Source organism: Rothia sp. CCM 9416 (assembly GCF_048513535.1).
GTDB lineage: Bacteria > Actinomycetota > Actinomycetes > Actinomycetales > Micrococcaceae > Rothia.
In genome coordinates this window covers 33022-58354 of record NZ_JBLXXR010000001.1, presented here as the reverse complement: position 1 = coordinate 58354, position 25333 = coordinate 33022, and the positions used below count along the sequence as shown (strand labels likewise).

Sequence of the window (25333 nt, the reverse complement as noted above, 5' to 3'; positions counted from 1 at the left end):
GTGAGGTTTTTTGTGGCAGATTCAGCACCATTTCCCGACATCCCAGTCACAGCACCCGCCATTATTCGGCAGGTGGGCTCAGGCACCTACACCCGGGGGCAGGGCGCTATGCGGAAAGGGAGCGTTATCCGCTACCACTACGACGAAAACGAACGGGTTCTCGAAGGCCAGGTAGCAGGCTCAACAGCCCAGCCCTACAGCACCCGAATCACTTTCCCGGCCCAAGTTGCGGCAGGCTCCTACTCCTTTTCTGCCACCTGTTCCTGCCCCGTGCTCCACAATTGCAAGCACGCTGTGGCGCTCATGCTGACCGCCATCGACCGTTCAGCCAAAGCCAAGCGGGCGCTCACGGCCTCATCAAGCACCTGGACCACCCGCGCTACTGAGAGCGGCCGCACCCGACCCAGCGCAGAAGCCATGCGGGAACTCGAAAAATTTGGCATCACCACCGCCTCATCTCTGGCTGCCCCCCAAGACAGCCTGCCCCTTGAGCAACCTGCTCCCGCCGACAGCACCCCGGACCAGAGCGCCCTACCCACCTGGCGGCGTACCCTGGCCCATTCCCTAGCCGCCCGCCCCGGCTACGACAACCGCAACCACGGAGTATCCGGTGCCCTTGACCTGCGCCTGACCGTCCCCGGCAAATATGGCTGGACCAAAAGCAGCGGCTCACCCCGCATCACCATTGAAGCTCGCCCCCTGATGATGGGTGCCCGTGACCGCTGGATTAAAGGCGGGCTAAGCTGGGAAAAGTTCTCGGGAAACGCCGCGGGCTCCGCCGGAACCGGACTGCTAGCTGAGCACGCCACCTGGTTCAACGAGTTCTACGCCGTCATTCGCGGCTCCCAATCCATATACACCTCCCACCGCGACTGGGCATCGCTTTCCACCGTAGATTCATCCCTACTCTGGCAGATGCTCCGGGCCGCCGACGATATCAACCTGCCCATTCTGCTCCACGGCAAAGAAACCGGGCTGGTCATTGCCGACACCCCGCAGGTAGAACTGGAACTCACGCCCGTCCCCGAACGCGGCAGCTCCCAGGACGCCCTCCAACTCACTCCCCTGCTCCGCTGGGGCTCCTACACCATTCCGGCAAGCTACACCCACAAGATGGGCACCAACCGGCAGGGCTTAATCGCCCTGGGTGGGAGTGCCCAAGCTAATTACGTAGAAGCTGCCGCCGCCGCCCGCTGGGACTCCGCCCTGCCCTCGGCACTAGCCCATGTGGAGGAAAGCGCCCCCATTCACACCGGCCAGCCAGAAACTCAACAGGCCCACCAGGCACCCGTGCCCCACCAGCACCGCCCTCGCTGGCTCAGCCCAGAAGCCGAGCTAGTCCTTATTCCGCTGGACGAACCGCTCGATGCCGTCGCCGAATCCCTGATGTCCAGTCAACCGGTCACCGTTCCTTCCAAAGACCTACCGGCCTTTTTCTCTGACTTCTACCCCGCCCTCACCCGCGCCCTGCCGGTAGCGACCACCTCCGAAAAGCTGGAGCTCCCCACAGTACGCACCCCCTCCCTGGTTCTGACCATCACTTTTAGTGAACCCGGCCCGCCCTTTAGAGCCAGCACCGCCTGGCACTGGGAGTACCCCGCCAACCCCACCGGCACCGACGACGAAACCATCGTGCTCGATGCCCTGGGCTACCCCGGGGAAGACCGCGCCGATATCCGCGACACAGCCCACGAATATCGAGTACTCAAAGACGTCAAGCGAATCCGCCCCGGTGTGCCCTTTACCAAGCACATCATCGAAAACTGGGACACCCGAACCCTGCTCGAAACCTACCTACCCGCCTACCAGAAGATTGACGGGGTCAGGGTTCAGGTCCGGGGGCCACAGCCAGAGTTCAAGGAACTCGACCAGGCCCCAGACATTGTTGTGACCGTTGATGACACCCGCCGCCGAGACTGGTTCGGGCTGGGTATCGCCATCAAGGTCGGTGAATGGACTGTAGGCTTTGCCGACATCCTGGCCGCTCTGGCTAAAAACCAGACCCACCTGCTCCTGGGCAACGGCCAGTACTTTGCCCTGGACCGGCCCGAGTTCATGAAATTACAAGACTTGCTCCGTGAAGCCCAGCAGCTCACCGATAAGACAGGACCCCTGGAAATCAACCGCCACCAGGTAGGCCTGTGGGAAGAACTCGAAGAACTCGCCGCCGAAACCCACACCGTCACCGCCTGGGACGAGCAGGTCAGCGCCCTGCTTAACCTCGAACACCACCGTCTGGCGGAAGTACCCGCCTGCCTGCACACCACCCTGCGCCCCTACCAGGTAGAGGGCTACCAGTGGCTTACTTTCCTGTGGGAGCAGTCCTTGGGTGGCGTGCTAGCCGATGATATGGGCCTGGGCAAGACACTGCAAACCATTGCGCTCTTTGTGCACGCCGCCGAACAAGCCAGCGAGCGCCGGGAGCAGATGGCACCTTTCCTGGTAGTTGCTCCCACCTCCGTTGTACCCAACTGGGTACGGGAGATTAAGAAGTTTGCGCCCTCGCTGACCGTGGTAGGAGTCGAGGAATCTGTCCGTAAATCCAAACGCCCCCTGGAAAAGACCATTGCCGGGGCGCAGGTTGCGGTGACCAGCTACGCCCTCTTTAGACTCGATGAGGAAAGCTACTACTCTCTCGGTACCGCCCAGCCCTGGAACGGACTGATACTCGACGAGGCCCAGTTCGTTAAGAATGCCAAGACCAAGGCCCACCAGGCTGCCCGCGACTTACCGGCCCGCGTCAAAATTGCGGTCACCGGTACCCCCATGGAAAACAACCTCATGGAACTGTGGTCCATGTTCTCCATTACCGCGCCGGGGCTCTTCCCCTCCGCCCGCGCTTTTAAAGATTCCTACGCTACTCCCATCGAATCGGGCGAGGAAACTAAAGCTCTGGGCCGCCTGCGCCGCCGGATCCGCCCACTCATGAAACGGCGCACCAAGGAAGTAGTGGCCGCTGACCTACCTGAGAAGACAGACACCCGCATTGACGTCCCACTGGCCCCGGCTCACCGCAAGGCCTACGACACCCACCTGCAACGGGAGCGACAGAAGATTCTGGGCCTGCTACAGGATATGGACAAGAACCGTTTTACTATCTTCCAGTCCCTCACCACCCTGCGCCGTTTGGCGCTCGATGCCTCACTGATTGACCCCGAAAAGTACGCTCAGGTGGACTCATCCAAGCTGGACTACCTGGCAGAGAACCTGCCCGAGATCATTCACGACGGGCACCGGGCCCTCATTTTTAGCCAGTTCACCGGCTACCTGCGCAAGATTGCCGACCGCCTCGCAGAGTTGGGCATCCCCTACCTCTACTTGGACGGCTCAACCCGCAACCGGGGCGAGCTCCTGCGGTCCTTTGAAGAGGGCGCCGCCCCGGTCTTCCTCATTTCGCTCAAGGCTGGTGGCTTTGGGCTTAACCTGACCACCGCCGATTACTGCTTCATCATGGACCCCTGGTGGAACCCCGCCGCCGAACAGCAGGCTGTGGACCGGGTCCACCGCATCGGGCAGACTAAGAACGTTATGGTTTACCGCCTGGTTTCCGCAGGGACGATTGAGGAGAAGGTCATGGAACTCAAAGAGTCCAAGGCCGCCCTCTTTGATGCTGTTGTTGATGAGGGTGCCTTCTTTTCCTCCCAGCTCACGGCGGCACAAATCAGGGACCTGCTTACCGACGCGGAACCCACAAGCTAGGTAACCGGTGCGGGCTTTCCTTCCAGATGCGGGGGTACCGCGCGTGTTTAGCAGGAAACTGTGTATCTGGAACCAGGACAAGGGTACGAAAGGAGAATAAGGGGTGGCTAAACTGCTGATGGATCTGACCCCTCTGAGCTACTCCCCTGCCTTGAGGCGAATCTGGTTGGGCGGTATTTTCTCCACCGTGGGGTACTCCATTACCGGTGTTGCTATCTCGCTGGAAATCTACGCGCTGACCTCATCGGCGGCGGCAGTAGGAGCGGTTGGCCTGGTGGCGCTGGTGCCGCTTGTTCTGGGTGGCCTCTACGGCGGGGTTATTGCTGATACCTATGATCGGCGCAAGGTGGCCCTGGCCGCGACGCTGAGCATGTGGGTGCTGACCGCGCTCATGGCCGCTCATTCCTGGCTCAATATCCACTCGGTCTGGGTGCTCTATGCTCTGATTGCCGCCGAATCCCTGTTTCAGCCCATTAACCAGGCAGCTCGCGGTGCCATTATTCCCCGGCTGGTCAAGCCCCGCCTACTGCCAGCGGCCAATACTCTCATGATGTCGGTGGGTACTCTGGGCATGAGCCTGGGCCCCATTCTTGGTGGTGTTCTGGTGGCGACTCTGGGCTATCAGCTGACTTATTCCATTAATGTTCTGGCTATGACGGTGGGTATCTGGGCGCTCTACCGGCTCCCGGCCATGAAGCCTGAGGGCACCGCCGAGCAACCACGGCGCGGCGGCCTGTCGTCCATTGCTGAGGGCCTGCGTTTTGTGCGCGGTAACCAGGTGGTGGGCATGTCCTTCCTCGTGGATCTTTTGGGTATGTTCTTTGCCCAGGCCCGCCCTATTATTCCGGCGCTTGCGGCCCTGTCCTTTGGTGGCGGTGAGATAGGGGCAGGGTTCCTGCTGGCGGCTGGCCCTATCGGGGCTCTCACAGGTATTGCCTTCTCGGGTTTCCTCAAAGACCTCTCGCGCCAGGGCCGCTTTTTGACTCTGAGCTATGCGGGCTGGGGGCTGGGCTTTACCGCTTTCGGTCTAATTGCCTGGGTTTTTGACGGCCAGGGGCAGGGGGCCTCGGTGCGCGAGAGCCTCCTGAGACTTTCGCTGGCGGGGCTTGCTCTTGCTTTTATGGGCTGGGCCGATGCCCTGGGCGGGGTCTACCGTTCTACCATTATTCAGACGGCTGCCCCCGACCATATTCGAGGCCGGATGCAGGGGCTCTTCATTATTACCGTGGTCGGTGGCCCCCAGTTGGGCACCGCTGGGGTGGGGTTTGCGGCTGAGGCTATGGGTGCCCCACTGACGGCGGTTATGGGTGGTGCTCTGGTGATTATCACGATTGCCCTGGCGACGGTGCGTGTGCCGGCCCTATGGCGCTATGTGCCTGAGCCGGTCCCTGATACCCGGCAAATTCCCTCCGTCTAGCCCAGCGGTCTAACAAACACCCGCCCTTTATCTCTTGCCCCCGGACTTATACACCGGGGGCAAGAGAGAAAGGGCGGGTGTTAGATGTAACGGGCCGATTTAGAAGTCGATGGTTGCCGGGTCGGGGCCGATGCGTCCCTCGGCAGAAGAGAGCGCATCAATGGCGGTGATGTCATCATCGGTAAGAGTGACCTTCAGTGACTCAAAGTTAGAGACAATACGCTCGGGGGTCACAGATTTAGGGATAGCCACAATGCCGTGAGCACGATGCCAGGCCAGGATAACCTGCGCCGGGGTTGCGCCGTGAGCCTGAGCGATTTGACCAATGACAGGGTTTTCCAGCAGGCCAGAACGGTTACCCATACCCAGCGGGCTCCAGGCCTGGGTGATAATCCCCAGCTCTGCGTGCACCTGGCGCAAGCGCTCCTGGGCAAAGTAGGGGTGCAATTCAATCTGGTGAATCGCCGGGGTCACCCCGGTCTCGGCGATAATCTCGCGGAGCTGTTCTTCGGGGAAGTTGGACACACCAATCGACTTAGCCCTACCCTGCTTCTGAAGCTCGATCAGGGCCTTCCAGGTCTCCACGTAGAGGCCCTGAGAAGGCTTAGCCCAGTGAATCAGGAGCAGGTCAACATAGTCGGTGCCCAGACGTTCCAGGGATGCCTCCACAGCGGTCATAGCCTGCTCGTAGCCCTGCTCGTCGTTCCAGACCTTGGTGGTCACAAAAACTTCCTCGCGGGCAAGACCGGAAGCCGCGATAGCCTTGCCGGTGCCTTCTTCGTTCCCGTAGATTTTGGCGGTGTCGATGTGACGGTAACCGGCTTCCAAGGCCAGGCCCACCACCTTTTCGGCTACGTCGTTCTCTACCTGCCAGACACCGTAGCCTAGCTGGGGAATGGTCTTGCCGTCGTTAAAGCTTAGACGGGGTGCAGAAGTCATGGAAGGTATCCTTTCGCGGGGGGTTGGCTACCTCCCACTGTATGCCCGTGATCTGGCTCCCGGCTAGTAGTGTTCGGTAGTGGTGAACCAGATCTTAGGCTCAGGGACGTTTTTTACCTTTGTGCTGGGCGCCCCGCCCACGATGAGCCGATCGGGTATCTTCCAGAAGCAGGGAAAGCGAAATACGGCGGCGCTGAGGGTCAGCCTCCACCACCCGCACCTGCACAATCTGCCCCGAGTGGACGATGGTGTGCGGGTCTGAGACAAAGTTTTCGCTCATCTGCGACACGTGAATCAGCCCGTCCTGGTGAACCCCAATATCCACGAAAGCACCGAAAGCAGCCACGTTCGAGACGGTGCCCTCCAAAATCATGCCCGGGGCCAGGTCCTTGATGTTTTCCACGCCCTCAGCAAAGGCGGCGGTGCGGAAGCAGGGGCGGGGGTCGCGCCCGGGGGCGCTAAGTTCAGCAAAGATATCGGTAACGGTGGGCAGGCCCACGCTCTCGGTCACAAAGTTACGGGGGTCAAGCTGACTGAGGGCTTTTGAGGGCACCCGGCTACCGTCCAAGCCACCGGCGGCCTGCACGATGGTGCGGGCCAGCGGGTAGGACTCGGGGTGAACCCCGGAGGCATCCAGCGCTTCGCTCCCACCCACAATGCGCACAAAACCAGCGGCCTGCTCGTAGGCTTTAGGCCCCAGGCGGGGTACATTGAGCAGGTCACGGCGGCAGGTGAAAGGGCCGTGCTCGGTCCGGTAGGCCACAATATTCTCGGCAATCGTCTTATTGAGGCCAGCTACCCGCGCCAAAAGAGCCGGGGAGGCAGAATTGACCAGCACGCCTACCGCGTTCACGCAGTCCTCTACCACAGCATCTAGTGAGCGCGTCAGGGCTGCCGGGGTGACGTCGTGCTGGTACTGGCCCACGCCAATGGATTGGGGGTCAATTTTGACCAGCTCGGCCAGGGGGTCTTGCAGGCGGCGGGCGATGGAGACGGCTCCGCGCAAGGAGACGTCTAACCCGGGCAGTTCACGCGAGGCCAGTTCTGAGGCGGAATAGACTGACGCCCCGGCTTCGGAGACCACGACCTTTTGAACGCCCCGGTGCCCGGCGGCGGTCAGGCCTTGAATGAGCTGGCCGGCCAGCTTATCGGTTTCCCGGCTGGCTGTGCCGTTACCCACCGCAACCAACTCTACTGAGTGCCGGGTCACCAGTTCTTCCAGGGTGGTCAGGGCGGTCTCCCACTGGTTGCGGGGGGCATGCGGGTAGATCACGGCGGTCTCCAGCACCTGGCCGGTAGCGCCCACCACGGCCACTTTAACCCCGGTCCGCAGGCCGGGGTCCAGTCCCAGGGTGGGGCGGGAACCGGCCGGGGCGGCTAGCAGAACATCGCGCAGGTTAGAGGCAAAGACGGCAATGGCATCCTTCTCGGCCTGCTCAAAGAGCTGAGTACGCACCTGGCTGGCAAGACGCGGGAGCAGTCGTTGCCGCCAGGCCAGCCGCACCGTCTTGGCCAGCCAGCCCAGCACCATCTGCTCATCCGAGACAGTGTTGAGTACCTGGGCACCAATGCCCAGGGCCTCAGCTACGGTGCGTTCGTACCAGCCGCGCTCGCGCTCGTATTCCTCGGACAGGATCTCGGCGGCTTCGCGGGCCGCACCCTTGAGCTGGCTCTTGGGCGGGGGCAGAACATCTACATCGATATTGACTTTGACGGCCCCGGCTTTCTCCGCACGGAACAGGGCCAGCACCCGGTGGGAGGGGATCCGCCGGATTTCTTCGTTGAACTCAAAGTAGTCACTGAACTTAGCGCCGGTTTCCTGCTGTCCAGCAATGAGCCGGGAGGTAATCACACCCCTGCGAGTAAAGCGCTGGCGCAGGGTCTCTGCCAGGGTGGGGTCGCTCACGGCCTGTTCAATGAGCAGAGCACGGGCACCCTCCAGGGCATTCTCAACGGAGGCGACGGTGGCTTCTACGGTTCCGGGTTTAGCGTCTGCAAGCTCCGGCTCAACGTAGGCATCGGCAATATCTGCGGTGGGGGCAAAGGGTACTTCTAGCAGGTCCTCCACCAGAGAGTCCAGGCCAGCTTCGCGTGCTAGGTAAGCCAGGGTCTTGCGCTTGGTCTTGTGCGGGGCGTAGAGGGCTTCTAGCTCGTTCTTTGTCGGTGCCAGCGCCAAGGCCCGGGCTAGTTCCTCGGTCAGGACAGCCCGCTCGTGCAGGCTATTGACGATGGCTACCCGGCGCTCTTCCAGCTCGCGCAGGTAACGCAACCGCTCAGCAAGGGTACGAAGCTGGGTATCGTCTAACCCACCGGTCGCTTCCTTGCGGTAGCGGGCGATAAAGGGGACGGTAGCGCCGTCATCGAGCAGGGCAAGAGCCGCTATCACCTGCTCTGGCCGGACGCCCAGCTCCTGGGCAATCCGCTGCTCAATGGGGGAAAGTTCTGCCTCACCTGCTCTTGTCATAGTTTCTAGTTTCTCATTAAGACAGAGTGCCCAGAACCTATGCCGCTAGGCGGGCTATTTATACCGTGCTGACCGGCCAAGGCACCGCCTTGTACCATGGCAGGTTCGAGAGTCATAATGAGCTTATTTGTCTGTAACAGTTGGGCCTATGGTGGTCAGACAGGTGCCCAGCCACCTAAAGTGGTGTCAGGGGACTCAGGATCTCATATATCTATGGCCTAGCCTCAGCTACAGGTTTCTTCCCCCTCCAGTTCACCCGTCCCCTTTGCTTTGGAGAACCACGTGCCAGATGCAACCGATTTCGAATACGCCGACTTCTGCGAGAATTATGGCTCCTTGCTAACCGGCCTCGCCCGTATGGGGTGGACTGCATCTGAGGCCTTTAGCCGGATCGTTGTTCTTTACCCCAGCATTGACCGTGAGCTGCTAGAACGCGCTATCAACTCGGGCCGCTGGGTCTTTGAGGGCCGCAAAGAGCAGATTCACACCAATGTGCTGATGGCTTCAGCCCTCTGGTACGCGGTTGCTATCACCTACGACCTAGAAGCTGACTACGAGTACGCCGCGACGGGCCTTGACCCCACCATCGTCCAGGACCTGCCCCGCATGCTGGAATCTTTCTCAGTACCCGCTCAGGTGATCGCCGAGGTGGTGGGCCGCATCGGTGCCGCTCTCAAATACATGGCAGAGCACCCCTACACCGAGCTCGATGAGCAGACTTACGACGATTTTGTAGTCAACCTACCGGCAGAAGTTGATTACATCTCTCGGGACGACTTCGCCTGGCCGCCCTCTCGCGCTCTCATCGAAGACCGCCTGGGCAACCGTTCCTGGAGCAGGGCTCTGCTCAAAGTCGGCATCTGCCCGCCGCATGCGGACTCCCACGGGCTCAAACTGGCCGCAACGAGCCTGAGCGAACGCACCTTCCGCAATACCCTGGGCGATTTCCTCAGCTACTGCATCCGCTACGACCGTAAACCCTCCGTCCTGCTCTACGGTAGCTGGGCCGAAGACCCCGCCCGTACTGGCCGGGTGCCTCACCTGGGTGCTGTCCGCGCCAAATATGACTCTTGGAACCGGGCCCTACAGGTAGGCCGCCAGATGATTAGTGATGCCCTGAGCAGCGCGGCCGCCAGCATACCCGCCGGTGGAGGGCATCAGCAGGCTTCTACGCCCACAGGCTCCCTCAAAATCAAAGATATCCAGGCGCAGGGAATCGGCGTTGTCCGGCCCAAGCCTCTCACCGACGATGAACAGATAGCCCGTGCCTGGCAGGAACTCACCGATGTCATGCGTCAGCGCCTTGAAGAGCTCCCCTGGAACCTGTCCCTACGCCTTTACTACATCTCACCGGAGGTTGTAGAAACCGGTGACTACACCAGCTACGTCAATATCCTGCGCTCACCGGCTGGCTATTTCTGTGAACTCACCTCACCCGACGAGTTTGAGACAGTCCTGGTTCAGCTCGACACCCAAGCCCTGCTCAACCGGGGCTGGACCGCCCCCACGGGCTCAGGTCGCTGGACCCGGAACTTCCTCTCTGTGACCGACGCCGCCGATGGAATTATTAGCGCCATGCGCATGGGCATGGGGTGCGGCCAGCCTGACTACTACCAGTCTGATGACCCCACCGGTAGCGCCACCGTAGATGCCGCCCACCCTGGCACCGGGTCTATCCCCATGGTGCCGGTAACAGGCCAAGGCTACGTTGTGGTCGAGGACTTTAGCTAAAGCTCACCTCCCGCTCCGTTTGAGGTTCTGAGCCCTGCGCTTTCTTGCGCGCACCGCTAGAATGGTGTGCCTATGGCAATCTTCAAGAAGGCCCGCAGGGCACCACGTCTTCCCGCTTCCGGTTTTACGGGCAAGCGCCGGGGAGTTTCTTCCTCCTCGGGATACAAGCCAACCCTGGCGATCATTCTTCTGGTTCTTCTGCTGGTCACCGGTGTTCTATGGTTGCGATCCCATAACTGGGATCTCCGCGCCGGTTTTGAGAGCATCACCGGTGGTGGACGACCGGTCAGCACCGGCTTCGCGGGCTCAGGGGTCGAAACCTACTCGACTGCCTCCCAGGTCCTTGAAACCATCACCGTGGCCAAACCCTATAGCGGGGGCGGTTACAAGCGTTCAGCTTTCGGCCAGGCCTGGGAGGATATTGACGGCAATGGGTGTGACCAACGCAATGATATTCTGGCCAGGGACCTCACCGACCTGGACCTATCTAAGAACTGTAAGGTGCTTTCCGGGACCCTTACTGACCCCTACACCACCGAGATCATTAGCTTCAGGCGCGGTGAAAAAACCAGCGAAGCTGTGCCCATTGACCATGTTGTAGCGCTCTCTAACGCCTGGAGTTCAGGGGCCTGGCAGTGGAGTCTCACAGAGCGCACCCTCATAGCAAACGACCCGCTCAACCTCCAAGCAGCCGGGCAGTTCAGCAACACCACCAAGTCCAATAAGGACGCCGCTAGCTGGCTCCCCCAAACAGGCTACCGGTGCGAGTACGTTGCCCGGCAGATTTCAGTCAAGGCTGCCTATCATTTGACCATCACCTCAGCGGAAAAACGAGCCATGCAGGGGGTCCTGGCAACCTGCCCAGATCAGCCCGCCTACCGTTCCAGCTTTGCTCGTGGCTAGCGCTTTGACCGGCTTGCCGGTGTGTCACCCAGCGCAATAAAGACACTCACAGAGATCTCCCCGGTTAAGGTTAGATGTGCCACCTGTCACCAAGGCCCGGAGGAAGACCTTGACCTACACCTTTGAAGGCTACCGGGGCGGAAGCCGTGAATACCGGCGGCTGCTCACAGCCCTCTTTGCTGCGGGGGTCGCAACCTTTGCCCAGCTCTATTCCCCCCAGCCACTGATTCCCCAGATAGCCCGCGACCTGGCTATCTCAGCGGACCGCGCCGCTCTCACCATCTCCTGCTCCACCGCCGGTCTTGCCCTCTGCACCCTCCTGTGGGCGGCATTAGCTGACCGTTGGGGGCGGGTGCGCACCATGACCCTAGCTCTGTGCGGGGCAACCCTTCTGGGGCTCATAACCCCCTGGATCCAGCTCTACCCTCTGCTCCTTGTTCTTCGAACATTCGAAGGGGCCTTTCTGGGCGGTGTTGCGGGTCTGGCGGTAGCCGTCATTGTGACAGAAGCCCATATTTCGGTCCGGGCTGCGGCCGCCGGGCTTTATATCTCAGGAACCAGCGTGGGCGGGCTCATCGGTAGATTACTCTCCGGGGCACTGACCGAACTGTTAAGCTGGCGGGTAGCTATGTTCTCGGTCTCCTTCACCGGCTTCATGGCCGCGCTAATCTTTATCGTGCTCATGCCTGCCTCACATGACCGGCCCTGCCAAAGAACTGCAGCCTCTGCCCCCTACGCTGACAGCTCCTGGGCAAAAGTGGGGGCACTGCTGCGCAACCGTCAAGAAGTAACCCTCTTCACCGCAGGGTTTGCCCTCATGGGTGCCTTCGTCAGCATCTACAACTACATCGGCTTCAAGCTCCAGGCCGCTCCCTACCACCTCTCACCGCTCCTGCTCTCTTTTATCTTTCTGATCTACCTGCTGGGTACAGTTTCATCGGGGTTTGGCGGTAAGCTGGCCCAGCGCGGAGGGCTCAAACGGGTTTTCCTGGCGGCCTGTCTGCTCATGGCTGGAGGAATCCTACTCACCCTGGCCCGCCCCCTGCCACTGGTCATAGCTGGCCTAGCGCTTCTGACTGCGGCTTTCTTTGCCGCTCACGCGCTTGCCTCCGGCTGGGCAGGTGCGCTGGCTGGCCCTGCAAAATCGCAGGCGACTGCGCTCTATAACTCCTTCTACTACGGGGGTTCAGCTCTTATCGGTTGGGGGGCAGGGCTACTTCTGCCCCATGCAGGCTGGGAAGGGCTGGCGCTGAGCTGTACCGCCTTGGTTTTCTTCTGCTGTCTGCTCTCTGCGCTCTATCTCCCCTCTCAAGGGGCAGACACTGCGGGATAAGAACTTGTATGCCATCAGCTAGGGCAAAGGCCCGCCACCGGGTGTACCGGTAGCGGGCCTCAGCAACTTACCCTCTAGGGCCTATTGAGCTGATGAGTCATGTTCCTGGTGCTCCAGCGCCTTCTGGCGGGCACGGGCTTTCAGAGTTGTTCCCTGGTTGTTACGGTGAATGAAGAACCAGCCAAGGGCAAGCAAGGCGTACCAGAAAGGCATAGCAATCAGGGCCTGGCGGGTGTCTTCATAGCTAAAGAGCAGGACAATAACACCCACGAAGAAAGCCAGAACAAGGTAGCAGGTGTAGATGCCGCCGGGGAGCTTATAGACAGATGACTCGTGTAGTTCGGGGCGGGTCTTACGGTACTTAATGTAGCTGACCATAATCAGAGACCAGGTTACTACGGTGAGCACCGAGGCCACGGTGGTCACCAGTGTAAAGGCCTCAATTAAGGAGTCTCCCGAGTAGAGCAGGATAATGCCTGAGAAGAGTAGCACCGTGGTGAGGAAAAGGCCATTGCGCGGTACACCGTTCTTGGAGAGGCGGCCAAAGATAGCCGGGGCGCTACCGGTCTGAGCCAGACCGAAAATCAGGCGGGAGGTAGAGAAAATACCCGAGTTGGCCGATGAGGTAGCGCTGGTCAGCACCACAAAATTAATCAGGTGTGCGGCAATAGCTAGCCCTGCCAGGGTGAACATTTCAACGAAGGGGCTCTGCTCAGGGTCAATAGTGCGCCAGGGTGTGACCATCAGAATAACTGCCAAGGTCAAAACGTAGAAGACGATAATACGAAGAGGCACCGCGTTGATAGCGCGGGGAAGGGTCACAGTGGGGTTCTTGGTTTCGGCAGCTGTAGTGCCTATGAGCTCGGCACCCAGGAAAGCGAAAATACCGATCTGGAAGGCCGCGAAGAAGCCGCTGGCGCCCATGGGGAAGAAACCGCCGTCATTCCAGAGGTTTTCCACCGATGCCCGCTGTCCGCTGGGTGAGGTAAAGCCGGCAATTACCATAATCGCTCCCACGATGATAAGAAGGACGATGGCAACAATTTTGATCAAAGCGAACCAGAACTCGATTTCGCCAAAGTTCTTGACGCTGGGCAGGTTCAAGGCAAGGAGCAAGCCAATCAAGCAGACAGCGGGAATCCAGGCGGGTAAATCAGGCCACCAAAAGTGGACATAGCCGGTAATGGCGATAATATCGGCAACGCCGATGACAACCCAGGTAAACCAGTAGGACCAGCCCATGAGAAAGCCAGCACTGGGCCCCAGGATATCGGTGATGAAATCGTTGAAGGTTTTATAGCTCAGGTTAGAGAGGAGCAGCTCTCCCATGGCCCGCAGAACCAAGAAAATGACGACCCCAATAATCGCGTAGACCAGAAGCAAGGATGGGCCAGCCAGTGAAATCGTTTTGCCGGAGCCCATGAAGAGGCCGGTACCAATCGCTCCACCGATAGCGATCAGCTGAATATGCCGGTTGGAAAGCCCGCGTTGCAGGCCTTCCTTTTCTTCTAGGCCCGGTGTGTTCTCGGTTGTTGCCATAAGCACCCCCTGATGTTGTTGTGTCCTGTCTGCTTTTGCCCTCTTCATCCGGGGCCAGTGGGTCCCTGGGAGGGATGATCAGGCTCATAAGACTAAGTGGTTATGGTCAAGTCTAAGCCCTCTTGCTCCTCATATCTTTCAGTACCGGGTAGTAGGTAGGATTCATGATAAATTGATGAAAGTTCGCTCACTCCAAAAAACATAATTTAGATGGGAAAAATCGCGTGGACGCTCTCCAGCAGGTACTCGATGAAACCAGCCGTATCATTTGGGGTCCCTGGCTTTTGCTACCGCTTCTCGTGGGCACCGGCATTTTTCTGACTGTCCGCCTGGGCCTAATTCAAATCAGACTTTTTACCAAGGCAATGAGCCTGCAGTTTGGTCGCCGAGCCAGGCAGGAGGGCGCAAAAGGTGACATTTCATCTTTCCAGGCTATGAGCACGGCCCTGGGGGCAACGGTGGGTACCGGCAACATTGTGGGTGTCGCTCTCTCCCTGAGTATCGGTGGCCCCGGGGCGCTCTTTTGGATGTGGGTTACCGCTATTATCGGCATGGCCTCTAAATACTCAGAATGTTTTTTGGGTGTCCGTTTCCGTCACCGTGACAAGATGGGGGAACTGACAGGAGGCCCCCAAGCCTACCTGCAACGAGGCATCCCTAACCGCTTTGGCAAGTTCCTGGCAACAATGTTTGCTATCTGCTGTGTTTTCGCCTGCTTTGGCATTGGTAACATGACCCAATCCAATGCTATCTCCGCTAACCTGGAGCACTCTTTAGGGGTACCATCCTGGGCTACCGCCCTTGTCCTTGCCCTCCTAACTGCCTTGGCTCTTTTGGGTGGCATTAAGACAGTCTCGAAGATTGCCGCTTTTTGTGTTCCCCTGATGATTCTGCTTTATCTAGGCTTCGGTGGCTACATTGTGGCACGTAACGCCGCTATGATCCCGGAGGCCTTTGCTATGATTCTGCGGGGAGCTTTCACCGGGCAAGGAGCCCTGGGCGGGGCGGTCGGTGCAGGAATGATTTTTGCTCTACAGGTCGGTGCCCAACGCTCCCTCTTCTCTAACGAGTCAGGGATGGGTACCGCCTCTATCCCCGCTTCAGTTGCCACGACGTCGCACCCTGTGCGCCAGGGCCTGGCCTCCATGACCCAGACTTTCGTGGATACCCTTGTGGTGATTTCCATGACCGGTTTCATTCTGCTGACCACGGGCACCTGGACTAACTCCGAACCGGCTACTGCCACCGCCCAAGCATTTTCCTCCGGTATTCCTGGGCCCTGGGGCGGCTATGTGGTAACCCTCTGCCTGGTGCTTTTGGGGTATTCAACCGTGCTGGGCTGGTCCTACTACGGTGAGCGCGCCCTTGAGTCCCTGGGCGGCGGTAAACGAGCCATTACTGGCTACCGCATGGTCTTTGCCCTCATGTGCGGGTTGGGCGCAGTCGCTCCCCTGTCCGTAGTTTTTACTTTCTCCGATATCATGAACGGCCTGATGGCTATCCCCAACCTCATTGGCCTCATCCTGCTCTCAGGCCTGGTCGCCCGTGAAACCAAGAAGTACCTGACCCACGACCCCAACTTTGTTGCCACGGTCGATACTATTGACGGCTTCATGTACGGCCTACCCGGTGGCTTGGATGCCCAGATTGACCACGAGGTAGACCTCAGCCAAAGCGAACCCGCCCTAGAGCACCCCGACACCACCCGCCTCAAAGTAATCACTCAGAAGATGATTGAGGAAGACCTTATGACCAAGGAAGATTCCAAGGTCTACGATGTGTCCGTTGAGCAGGTGCATACCGGGAGCATCCCCCTGGTCACTGGTTCTCTGCCGATTATCCAGCAGGCCAAACCCACCTTTGGCTCCCCCACCGATCCCAGGGCAGCAGAGCCCCCTCAATCCTAATTAGGGGGGCGGGGTCTATAATGGGTGCCTTAGCTACCGGTGGCGCTTAGAGTTTCCGCGAGCACCGGCTACCCTTTCAACCTCGCAAGGAGAGTTATGGAAACCAATAAGCAGAAGCAAGACCTCGAGCAGAAGGCAGCACGCACCGCTGCCGGGGAAGATTTAAACGCTCCGGTGCCCGAGAAGTTCCACCGTCAGCCCTACTCTTTTGTTCGTCGCGGTGACCGCCTGACCGCCCGCCGCCAGAAAGCCTGGGATGCTTACGCCCCCACCCACCTGCTGGACCTCCCCCGTAATATTGGTGACACCTCAGTTGCCGAGGGTGCCGTCTTTAACCCGGAAGAGCTCTACGGCCGCGCCGGTGCGCCCCTGGTCCTTGAAATCGGCTCTGGCCTGGGTGAGGCCATTGTCCACCGGGCAAGTCAGGTCCCCGAAGCCAATTTCCTAGCTGTTGAGGTTTACACCCCCGGCATTGCCGACCTGCTGCTCAAGATGGGCCAGGCCGGGGTAGAGAATGTGCGTGTAGCGCAGGCTAACGCCCCAGAGCTACTCGATAACCTGCTTGAAGAGAACTCTGTCGATGAGCTGTGGGTTTTCTTCCCCGATCCCTGGCATAAGGCTCGCCACCATAAGCGTCGCCTGGTCTCCCCGGCTTTTGCCGATAAGGTAGCCCGCGTGCTCAAGCCCGGCGGTACCTGGCGACTGGCAACCGACTGGGAAGAATACGCCCTGGTTATGCGTGAAGTTCTCGATGCCCACCCCGACTTTGTGAACGCTCACGCCGGTGAGAACACCAGTGAGGATGACCCCGTTGGCGGTTGGGCTCCCCGCTGGGAGGGCCGTGTGGTGACTTCCTTTGAGCGTAAGGCCGGTGAGGCTGGCCGCCGCGCCCACGACCTGACCTATATCCGCCGCTAAAGCTCGGTATATAAAGAGACCATCATAGAAAAGCCCTGCCCATCTAACAAGGGCAGGGCACAGTGAAAGCATTTAAGGTCAAAACGGTTCCACGCAGATTATAGATAGTGGTAATAGTCTTTTCATCCGCTATTTCAGGTTCTCTTACAAATCCTGGCGACAGATTTATTTTTTTACTACCTCTAGTGCTACTCCATAACCACCAGTATTTTTGAGAAGATTTTGAATTTCTTCAAAAGTATCTAAATCACCGCTGTAGCTCACAGTGATGAGTGCTTTTTCATTGTCGCAGGTAACTGTCTTAGATACAGAAACTGATGGTGATATATTCTCTAAATTTTTTGTAATCGCAGAGTGGGAATCCAAAGCCGAATCAACATCTTCAATGCTCGATAAACCACTACAGGCGGGGCGATCTGTTTGCCCCTCAGATTTATTACCCAAAAAACCCAAAACACCCACGGCAAAAATACAAACAAAAAATAAAGCTGAAATAAGTACAAACAATGTTTTTTTATTTTTCATTTTTATCACCCATATTACCTTTGCTGAGTTTCAAGATGGTAAGTCATATCACAAGCGAGAATCATGTTTTCATCATGGGTGGCAATCACAACATGTGAACCCTGATCTGCAACGGCTCTTAATAATCTCTGAACATTATCCCGATTGCCTTCATCCAGACTGGCAGTAGGTTCATCAACAAAAAGGTAGGATGCCTCCCGATAAAGAGCCCGGGCAATTCCCACACGCTGTTTTTCACCACCGCTTAACCTACTAGCTTTCTCACCCTGTCGGCCATGAAGAGAAACACTATTCAAGACTTTCTCCATCTTATCTTTCTCCCTTCTTGGAACGTGCTGGGCTACGGCAAGGTTCTGCGCCACTGTCCATTCATCAATGATTCCATAATCCTGGAATACGAACGCCGCCTCATCTCTCCAAAATGATAATCTTTTTTTATTCGACGGATTACTAAAATCTCTACCGTCAATCTCAATAGATCCAGTAGTTATTGGCTGAAGAAGACCAAGGCAATTAAGTAATGTAGTCTTACCGCTTCCACTCTCACCTATTAAGCCAGTAACCCTCCCAGGCTCAATGAATATTTCATCAATAGCCATAATAGTTCGCCCCTTAATCTGAACACTAATATCGCGTCCTCTAATCATCAGGAAACCTTTCTAAGGACAGTTTTGGAAAATATAAATTGAGCAAATGATGGTTGCAATATCAAACTAAGGGTTACACACAGAAGAACAACTCCAAAACATGCAAAATTATAGGAGCCGGCTTGACCAATCACGCTTATCCAGGCAAGAACCCCAAGAGCTGTAGCTATTATCGCTTCACCCAAAAGACGCTTTCTAAGGATAGCTAGCCAGCTATTACCTGATACTCGCTGGGTATAGTGAGTCTTCGCCTTACGAAGAAGATAAATATAGCTTGCCAGTACAGTACTAAGGACAAGAGAAGTCATATTGAGCACAAGAGACAGAAGTAGCGACCTAGTACGCGCTTCTGCCATCTGGCTTGACTGCAGGCCAGCATCGCTTGCCCGATCTACGGAAAGTATGACCCCACTCAGTTCTGATTCTTGCACCTTCTTTGTAAGCTCAAAGGAATCGTCAAAAAATATATTATTTGTTGAAATAACTGACGTGATAAAAGAAGGTGAGTAGGTATCAGAGAGTGAGCTAACAGATACAACCAATGGAGTTTCATAGAGCTCTAACTGAGAGTTTCCAGTACCAGAAATAGCAGGCAGGGACCCTTGCTCAGCAGCCACGAGAAAACGAACTCTATCCTGCGCTTGGCTTGAGGGAATCCACAGTTTTAATTGCTCTAAAATAGACTCTCTCAAAGCAATCGGTATTTCTTTTTTATCAATATCCACATATTTACGATGGTAGCGATCTTCAAGTTTTTTCAGATAGCTATCATTAGTAAGCATAACTCCATCAAAAGGCTCAAGATTATCCCCTAGAAATTCACCTGGATTGACACCATAGGTGAAGTACAACTTATTTTCATCTTCTGCATCTGTAACCACCCTCAATAAATCTCCCTCTGCCTGGGTTAACTGCTCATCATTACCCCCTAGCCGTAAGCTCTGCGCCTGAGAGAGAGCATCCCAATACGATGCCTGCTGGGCAATTCCCAGCTGAGTGAATCCCTGCCCAACCAAGGCAGGAAGACTCACTGCAGTAATAAAAATTGCTAGGTATTTCGCTCCTTCTGAGGCAAACCGATAATTCTGAATCCCATCCTCCCGACCTGCTACATTCTCTAGCCGTGGTGCCGTCAAAATGCTGGTCAAGAATACACACAAGCCTGTTATTAGCACCATAGCGACAAAGGCAAGTAGCGCAACCCAAATAAAGGAGCCCAAGGCATGGAATCCCCTGAGAAGGAAGACGGCTAACAGGGCAACAAGAAAAGTTCCTAGAGCGGGAACACAAAAACAAAGCAAAATATTACCCAACTGGGCAGCAAGTATCCGCCAGTGAGGTAAGCCCGCAAGAGTCTGTAGTATATGGACTCTTGCTCGTGATGCAGAATAGGCTAAGGAAGCTATACCAAGAAGCAGGCATACGCTCACCAGAGCCAAGCCATAGCCGTTTGCCCACACTGTCTGTACGAGAACCTCAAACCATCCAGCTTTTTTATAGGAAAAAACTGCTCCTAGACTTGTCAGCTCTTTCGAGAGGATGTCAATATCGTCAGGTGAGGAGATGTGGGCGACATAAACCCCTTCTAAAGAAGCGTTTCCTAGGTCAGCTGCGACCTCTTGAGAACCGCTGTAATCTGGACGATACCAGTTGATTGGCCCTGTCTGAATATCTTTGTTGGTAAAGTAGTACAGAGACCTATCCTTGAGAAAATTTTCAGGATTCGGGACCACTTTTGCCAGTTTAATATTTCTTTCATCAGAAATATGTGAAAGACGGTCAATAATTTTGTTTTTGGTTTCTACGCTCTGCTTGAAGCTTGCTGAAATAACAAGATTCGCCCCTTGCGGAGTATTTTCATCCACGGTAGCACAATAGGTGTCAGCGACTAACAAAAAAACTGATGCAACAAGAACTGCTACTAAACGAACAATATATCTCACATCAACCCTTAAAAATAAATTTATTTTCGGTGCTAAGCTAAAGCCTAGGGAAAATTTAAATTTACCCTAGGCTTTAGTCCAAAATAGGCCTCAACTAAATCTAGCAAACCCTATAATAATACTTATTATTAGTAAAAATAGTACCGAATTTCTCCGCAACTGCACGTTTCCCAGCAGCGGTGTCGATGCTACGAACGGTACCCCAGTCATTCTGAGCTGTGGAACCATGACAGCGAGACCCGTGATCGTAATAGGAGCGGGCGTATGCGTTCCAAAAACCATATTCCCAATAGCCACCTTCAGCAGGCCATTGAGCTGCAGCATTAGCAGCAGTCATAGCTCCCAATCCAACCCCAGCTACCAAGGTAAAACTTGCAACCATTTTTCTAATCTTTGTGGGGAACATTTCTCTCCTTTGATTATATTCCGCTTAGGAATCCTGTGACTACCACAGGAACCTCAGGAAAATACATCAATAAAGTACGGAAAGTGATTTATAAATCACCACGCCTGATGTGTATTATCTCCTGACACCTATATCTAAAAGGTGTTGAAAATCATACTACAATAGGCTTTGCATGTTTGGCAACCCTGGACGTAATTAATCCCTTAGCGGGGGCGGTAGAGCACCACGGCCTGGGACTTGGGGCGGGGTGCCGGACGCTGTCCGCGCGCCAGGTGCACCGCACCGCCAGACGTCCCGGCGGCAAACACACGAGCGCCCTCCTGTAGGCGGTGGCGTAGGACCTCATTCTCACGCAACAGCTCCGCGTTACGGGCCTTGAGGGCCTCTACCCGGTTCTCCAACTGCATGATACGTTTAATCCCCTCGAGGGAAACACCGGACTGGGAAAGCTCCTGAATCTCTTGGAGCTTGAGCACATCCCGCTCCGAGTAGCGGCGAGCCCGGCCCGGAGCTCGTGAGGGCTGAACCAGCCCCATGCGGTCATACTGGCGCAGAGTCTGGGGGTGCATACCCGCCAACTCTGCGGCCACAGAAATCACAAAGACCGGCCGGTCAGATTCAAGTTCCATGGTTACTCAGCCGCCTTCCGCAAAAGCTCAGCCCGTAGGTTAACCTGAGGTGCCAGCGCCAGGAAGTTATCCAAGGCATCAGAGGCCTCCTGACTCAGGTCGGTAGGTACCTGAACCTCGGGAATGACCAGTAGGTCGCCGCTACCCTTCTTGGTGACGAAGCCCCGCCCCTTGGCCCGCAGTTTCCGGCCGGCTGGTGAGCCGGCAGCCAAGCGGAGTTTGACGGTAGAACCATCGAGGGTGGGCGCTTCAATAACACCACCGTGCAAGGCTTCTTGCAGGCTGACAGGAACCTTGACCAGCAGATGATCACCCTGGCGTTCAAAAACGGGGTGGGCATCGACTCTCACCCTAACGATGAGGTCGCCCGCTCCCCCGTGACCGGGGTGGCCTTTGCCGCGCAGGCGGACTTTCTGGCCGTCCTTAACTCCGCGGGGCAGACGGACCGTGGTTTGGGAGCCTCCGGGGCGGAAGACCGATACTTCACCGCCCTGGTAGGCCTGTTTCAGAGAAATGCGGACGCTAGTGGTGGCATCCTCGCCCTTGGGAGCCGGAGCGGAGAAGCCGCCCCCGCTGCTGGCGCCGAAACCGCCGCCACCGAACATGCCCCCAAGTAGGTCCTCAATATTAATGTTGGCGCCGCCGGAGGAGGTATGAAAGCCACCTGCGCCTGCGGGAAAGCCACCGGCGCTTCCAGGAAAGCCACCTGCGCCTGCGGCGCCTGCGGGAAAACCCCCGGGGAAACCACCACCAGCCCCTGCGAAGCCTGCAGCCCCGTACTTGCGGATCTGGTCGTATTCTTCTTTTTGCTTGGCATCTGAGAGGACGTCGTAGGCTTCGGAGACCTCTTTGAACTTCTTTTCTGCGGCCGTGTCCCCTGGGTTCTGGTCGGGGTGGTACTTGCGGGCTAGCTTGCGGTAGGCCTTCTTGATGTCTGCCTCGGAGGCAGACTCAGCTACGCCCAGTACCTTATAAAAATCTTGATGGAGCCAGTTTTCGCTCGCCATTGCCTCTCCTTCCGAGGTAGATCTTAAGTCTTTTATGCTGTTCTTATTATCTTGGGGTCTTACTCACGGCAAACCCCTCTTCATGTGTGCAGGTAGGGGCAACCCAGTATTCTGGTTCCCTGCCTGGTGTAAAAGGCGGGCACCCAACCTGATCTATCAGGCCGGGCGCCCGCCCCTTGTCTGTTTTATTCGGCCACTGCCACAGCTACCTGGGCGGTGCGGACCAGGCGGTCCTTGACCCGGTAGCCATTACGCAGGACCATGCAGACTGCATCCGGTTCAACCTCGCTGGTCGGTTGCTGCAAAACAGCCTCGTGGACCTGCGGATCGAAAGGCTCCCCTACCTCGCCAAAGCGCTCTAAACCTTGCTTAGTGAGGGTCTCTTCCAGCTTGGTTGCGATAGCGGCAAAGGGACCATCTTCCAGGTCGCCGTGTTTGCGGGCGGCATCAATATCGTCAATCACCGGCAGCAGCGCAGAAACTAGGTCAGCAACCACGAAGTCGCGGAGCTGTTCCTTCTCCTTGGCCGTGCGGTTCTTGAAGTTGGTGAACTCAGCCTTGAGGCGAAGCAGGTCTTCCAAACGCTCAGCCGCTAGGGCCGCATCGGGGCTAACCTCAGCTTCTGATTCCGCTTCGGCGGCGGCAGACTCTTCGCCTGCCGCAGCCTGAGCGGAAACACCGTCGGGCTCAGGGTGGCCCTCAGCAGCAGGTGCCTGGAAGGCTTCTTCCAAGGGGTCACCGCCCTGGGGTTCTGTGGGCTCTTGGGTGTTCTCAGCCATGATTAGTTCTTCTTCTCGTCGTCTTCATCGATTACTTCGGCATCAACAACGTCATCGTCTTCAGCCTGTTCCCCCTCGCCGGCGGCGGCATCAGCCTGAGCCTGGGCGTAGAGAGCTTCACCCAGCTTGGTCTGTGAAGCCTGCAGCTTCTCGAAGGCGGTCTTGACGGCTTCGTCGTCTTCACCTTCAAGGGCAGCCTTCAGGGCGTCAACGTCAGCCTGAACCTCGGTCTTGACATCCTCGGGCAGCTTGTCGCCGTTTTCCTTGATGAGCTTCTCGATGGAGTAAGCGGAGTTCTCGGCGGCGTTGCGGGTCTCGGCGGCCTCGCGGCGTGCCTTGTCCTGCTCTGCGTGGGCCTCGGCGTCCTTGACCATGCGGTCGATGTCGTCCTTGGAGAGTGAGGTACCGCCGGTGATGGTCATGGACTGCTCCTTGCCGGTGCCCTTGTCCTTAGCGGAGACGTGAACGATGCCGTTAGCGTCGATGTCGAAGGTGACCTCAATCTGGGGTACGCCACGAGGAGCGGGGGCGATACCGGTCAGTTCGAAGGTGCCCAGGTTCTTGTTGTCGCGAGTGAACTCGCGCTCACCCTGGAAAACCTGAATCGATACGGAGGGCTGGTTGTCCTCAGCGGTGGTGAAGGTTTCAGAGCGCTTGGTGGGTATCGCGGTGTTGCGCTCAATCAGCTTGGTCATCACGCCGCCCTTGGTCTCGATACCCAGGGAGAGGGGGGTGACGTCAATCAGCAGAACGTCCTTGCGCTCACCCTTCAGCACACCGGCCTGCAGGGCTGCACCCATGGCGACAACCTCATCGGGGTTAACACCCTTGTTGGGTTCGCGGCCACCGGAGAGTTCCTTGACTACCTCGGTTACTGCGGGCATACGGGTTGAGCCACCGACCAGAACGATGTGAGCGATGTCCGAAACCTTGACGTCTGCCTCAGCGATAACGTCGTTGAAGGGCTTCTTGGTGCGCTCGATCAGGTCGCTGGTCATGTCCTGGAACTTGGCGCGGGTCAGCTTCTCGTCCAGGTGGATGGGGCCCTCGGGGGTAACGGAGAGGTACTGCAGGGAGATGTTGGTGGAGGTTGCAGAAGAGAGTTCCTTCTTGGCCTGCTCAGCGGCCTCACGCAGACGCTGGAGAGCGATCTTGTCCTTGGACAGGTCGGCGCCGGTCTTGGACTTGACCTGTTCCAGGAGCCAGTCAACGATGCGCTGGTCCCAGTCGTCGCCACCCAGGCGGTTATCGCCCGAGGTTGCGCGAACCTGGATGGTGGAGAAGCCGTCTTCGTCCTTACCAACTTCGAGCAGGGAGACGTCGAAGGTACCGCCACCGAGGTCGAATACCAGGATCAGTTCGTCTTCGTTGCCCTTGTCCAGGCCGTAGGCGAGTGCTGCGGCAGTGGGTTCGTTGACGATACGCAGGACGTTGAGGCCTGCGATTTCACCGGCTTCCTTGGTGGCCTGACGCTCAGCGTCGTTGAAGTAGGCGGGAACGGTAATAACTGCGTCGGTGACCTTATCGTTCAGGTAGGCCTCCGCGTCACCCTTGAGCTTCATGAGGGTACGAGCTGAGATTTCCTGAGCGGTGTAGGGCTTGCCGTCGATCTCCTGGGTCCAGGTGGTGCCCATATGACGCTTGACGGATGCGATGGTGCGGTCAACGTTGGTAACTGCTTGACGCTTGGCGACGTCGCCTACCAGGACTTCGCCGTCCTTGCTGAAGGCAACGACGGAGGGGGTGGTGCGGGCACCCTCGGCGTTTGCGATAACGACGGGCTCGCCGCCTTCGAGGACTGATACAACTGAGTTGGTGGTACCGAGGTCAATGCCTACTGCACGTGCCATGATGTGTTCTCCTATTGAGTTGGGTTACTTGAAAGTCTTGCAAACATCTTGAGTCAAATAGGCTCAATCCGTTTGGCTCACTCTCTAGTGTGACAGATTTGAAACAGAAGTCAAGAGAGTTGAGTGTAAAAGACTCAACTTTTTTGCAATAAATTTGTTCATCTGCAGCGGGCAGTCAGGCCACCCCAGGCAAAACACCCACTTCTCAGCTCTACAGGCTTCACGACCCCAGCACCCCGTTACTTCATTTAATACCCCTGGGGGTATAATTATTTGTGAAAGATTCCTCGCTTTAGGAGAAAATAATGTGCCGTCCTGTTAACTGCAAGCTGTGTTCTAAGACCACTTGGGCTGGCTGTGGTCAGCATATAGATACCGTGAAGGCTTCAGTCCCTCCTGGACAATGGTGCAATGGCAAGCATACTGAAGCAGAGAAAGCGGTAGCTGTACCAAGCGGTGGCTTCTTCGCCAAGCTCTTTGGGCGCTAACCTGCTTGTCCGATTCTAAGTGTGTGTGCCGGGTAGTTACCTAGCATCTTTCTGGGCAACGCAAAAGCCCCGTAGGTGTGTGGCCTACGGGGCTTTCGTCATCTCGAAAGAACTCAAGAAACTGGCGTATGGATACTCAACAGCTCACTGCTGTATGAACCGGAAGCTAGACAACCTCTCAAGAGCACCCATCAAGTGTGTGTACCTGT

General features: G+C 57.0%; 18 protein-coding genes. 7 read left to right on the top strand and 11 right to left on the bottom strand.

The window, feature by feature from the left end; all coding sequences use genetic code 11:
- Window positions 1-12: 12 nt before the first annotated feature.
- Together ACN080_RS00250 and ACN080_RS00245 are read left to right on the top strand one after the other, a co-directional pair.
- Window positions 13-3699: an SNF2-related protein gene (locus ACN080_RS00250; protein ID WP_419112744.1), complete on the top strand. Its 3687-nt coding sequence runs from the start codon at window positions 13-15 to the stop codon at window positions 3697-3699.
- Between the two features lie 103 nt (window positions 3700-3802).
- A complete protein-coding gene (locus ACN080_RS00245; RefSeq protein ID WP_419112743.1) occupies window positions 3803-5116 on the top strand; it encodes an MFS transporter in 1314 nt (437 codons plus the stop codon).
- A 99-nt stretch (window positions 5117-5215) separates the two neighbouring features.
- Here the strand turns inward: ACN080_RS00245 and ACN080_RS00240 are convergent, their stop codons facing one another.
- Together ACN080_RS00240 and ACN080_RS00235 are read right to left on the bottom strand one after the other, a co-directional pair.
- On the bottom strand, window positions 5216-6055 hold the full coding sequence (locus ACN080_RS00240) for an aldo/keto reductase (protein WP_419104366.1): 840 nt from the start codon (window positions 6053-6055) through the stop codon (window positions 5216-5218).
- Between the two features lie 100 nt (window positions 6056-6155).
- Window positions 6156-8519 (bottom strand): Tex family protein, encoded by a 2364-nt coding sequence (locus ACN080_RS00235; protein WP_419112742.1) that lies wholly within the window; start codon window positions 8517-8519, stop codon window positions 6156-6158.
- A 282-nt stretch (window positions 8520-8801) separates the two neighbouring features.
- Here ACN080_RS00235 and ACN080_RS00230 point away from each other — a divergent pair, with 282 nt between their 5' ends.
- The 3 genes from ACN080_RS00230 (at window position 8802) to ACN080_RS00220 (ending at window position 12486) form a co-directional block, all read left to right on the top strand.
- A complete protein-coding gene (locus ACN080_RS00230; RefSeq protein WP_419112741.1) occupies window positions 8802-10250 on the top strand; it encodes a TY-Chap domain-containing protein in 1449 nt (482 codons plus the stop codon).
- 72 nt (window positions 10251-10322) lie between these two features.
- Window positions 10323-11153: an HNH endonuclease family protein gene (locus tag ACN080_RS00225; RefSeq protein WP_419112740.1), complete on the top strand. Its 831-nt coding sequence runs from the start codon at window positions 10323-10325 to the stop codon at window positions 11151-11153.
- Between the two features lie 76 nt (window positions 11154-11229).
- Window positions 11230-12486 (top strand): MFS transporter, encoded by a 1257-nt coding sequence (locus ACN080_RS00220; protein WP_419112739.1) that lies wholly within the window; start codon window positions 11230-11232, stop codon window positions 12484-12486.
- An 81-nt stretch (window positions 12487-12567) separates the two neighbouring features.
- Here the strand turns inward: ACN080_RS00220 and ACN080_RS00215 are convergent, their stop codons facing one another.
- On the bottom strand, window positions 12568-14025 hold the full coding sequence (locus ACN080_RS00215) for an amino acid permease (protein ID WP_419104361.1): 1458 nt from the start codon (window positions 14023-14025) through the stop codon (window positions 12568-12570).
- A gap of 224 nt (window positions 14026-14249) precedes the next feature.
- Between ACN080_RS00215 and ACN080_RS00210 the strand changes: the two genes are divergently transcribed.
- Complete coding sequence (locus ACN080_RS00210) at window positions 14250-15932, top strand: alanine/glycine:cation symporter family protein (protein WP_419112528.1); 1683 nt, start codon at window positions 14250-14252, stop codon at window positions 15930-15932.
- Between the two features lie 96 nt (window positions 15933-16028).
- Window positions 16029-16850 (top strand): tRNA (guanosine(46)-N7)-methyltransferase TrmB, encoded by an 822-nt coding sequence (trmB, locus tag ACN080_RS00205; RefSeq protein ID WP_419099960.1) that lies wholly within the window; start codon window positions 16029-16031, stop codon window positions 16848-16850.
- A gap of 165 nt (window positions 16851-17015) precedes the next feature.
- On the opposite strand, the gene ACN080_RS00200 is transcribed toward trmB, so the two are convergent.
- From ACN080_RS00200 to dnaK, 8 genes are all read right to left on the bottom strand, one after another.
- On the bottom strand, window positions 17016-17375 hold the full coding sequence (locus tag ACN080_RS00200) for a hypothetical protein (protein ID WP_419112738.1): 360 nt from the start codon (window positions 17373-17375) through the stop codon (window positions 17016-17018).
- Window positions 17376-17389: 14 nt separating this feature from the next.
- Window positions 17390-17974 (bottom strand): ABC transporter ATP-binding protein, encoded by a 585-nt coding sequence (locus tag ACN080_RS00195; protein ID WP_419111229.1) that lies wholly within the window; start codon window positions 17972-17974, stop codon window positions 17390-17392.
- 47 nt (window positions 17975-18021) lie between these two features.
- On the bottom strand, window positions 18022-19965 hold the full coding sequence (locus tag ACN080_RS00190) for a hypothetical protein (RefSeq protein WP_419112526.1): 1944 nt from the start codon (window positions 19963-19965) through the stop codon (window positions 18022-18024).
- A gap of 100 nt (window positions 19966-20065) precedes the next feature.
- Window positions 20066-20371, bottom strand: coding sequence for a lactococcin 972 family bacteriocin (locus ACN080_RS00185; RefSeq protein WP_419112737.1), 306 nt, complete (start codon window positions 20369-20371; stop codon window positions 20066-20068).
- A 203-nt stretch (window positions 20372-20574) separates the two neighbouring features.
- On the bottom strand, window positions 20575-21000 hold the full coding sequence (locus tag ACN080_RS00180) for a heat shock protein transcriptional repressor HspR (protein ID WP_419099961.1): 426 nt from the start codon (window positions 20998-21000) through the stop codon (window positions 20575-20577).
- 2 nt (window positions 21001-21002) lie between these two features.
- Window positions 21003-22007 carry a DnaJ C-terminal domain-containing protein gene (locus tag ACN080_RS00175; RefSeq protein WP_419112736.1) on the bottom strand — a complete coding sequence of 335 codons (1005 nt, stop codon included), beginning with the start codon at window positions 22005-22007 and terminating at the stop codon, window positions 21003-21005.
- Window positions 22008-22192: 185 nt separating this feature from the next.
- Complete coding sequence (locus tag ACN080_RS00170) at window positions 22193-22786, bottom strand: nucleotide exchange factor GrpE (protein ID WP_419099963.1); 594 nt, start codon at window positions 22784-22786, stop codon at window positions 22193-22195.
- 2 nt (window positions 22787-22788) lie between these two features.
- Entirely contained in the window at window positions 22789-24636 is a 1848-nt protein-coding gene (gene dnaK, locus ACN080_RS00165; RefSeq protein WP_419099964.1) for a molecular chaperone DnaK, read from the bottom strand.
- Window positions 24637-25333: the final 697 nt, after the last annotated feature.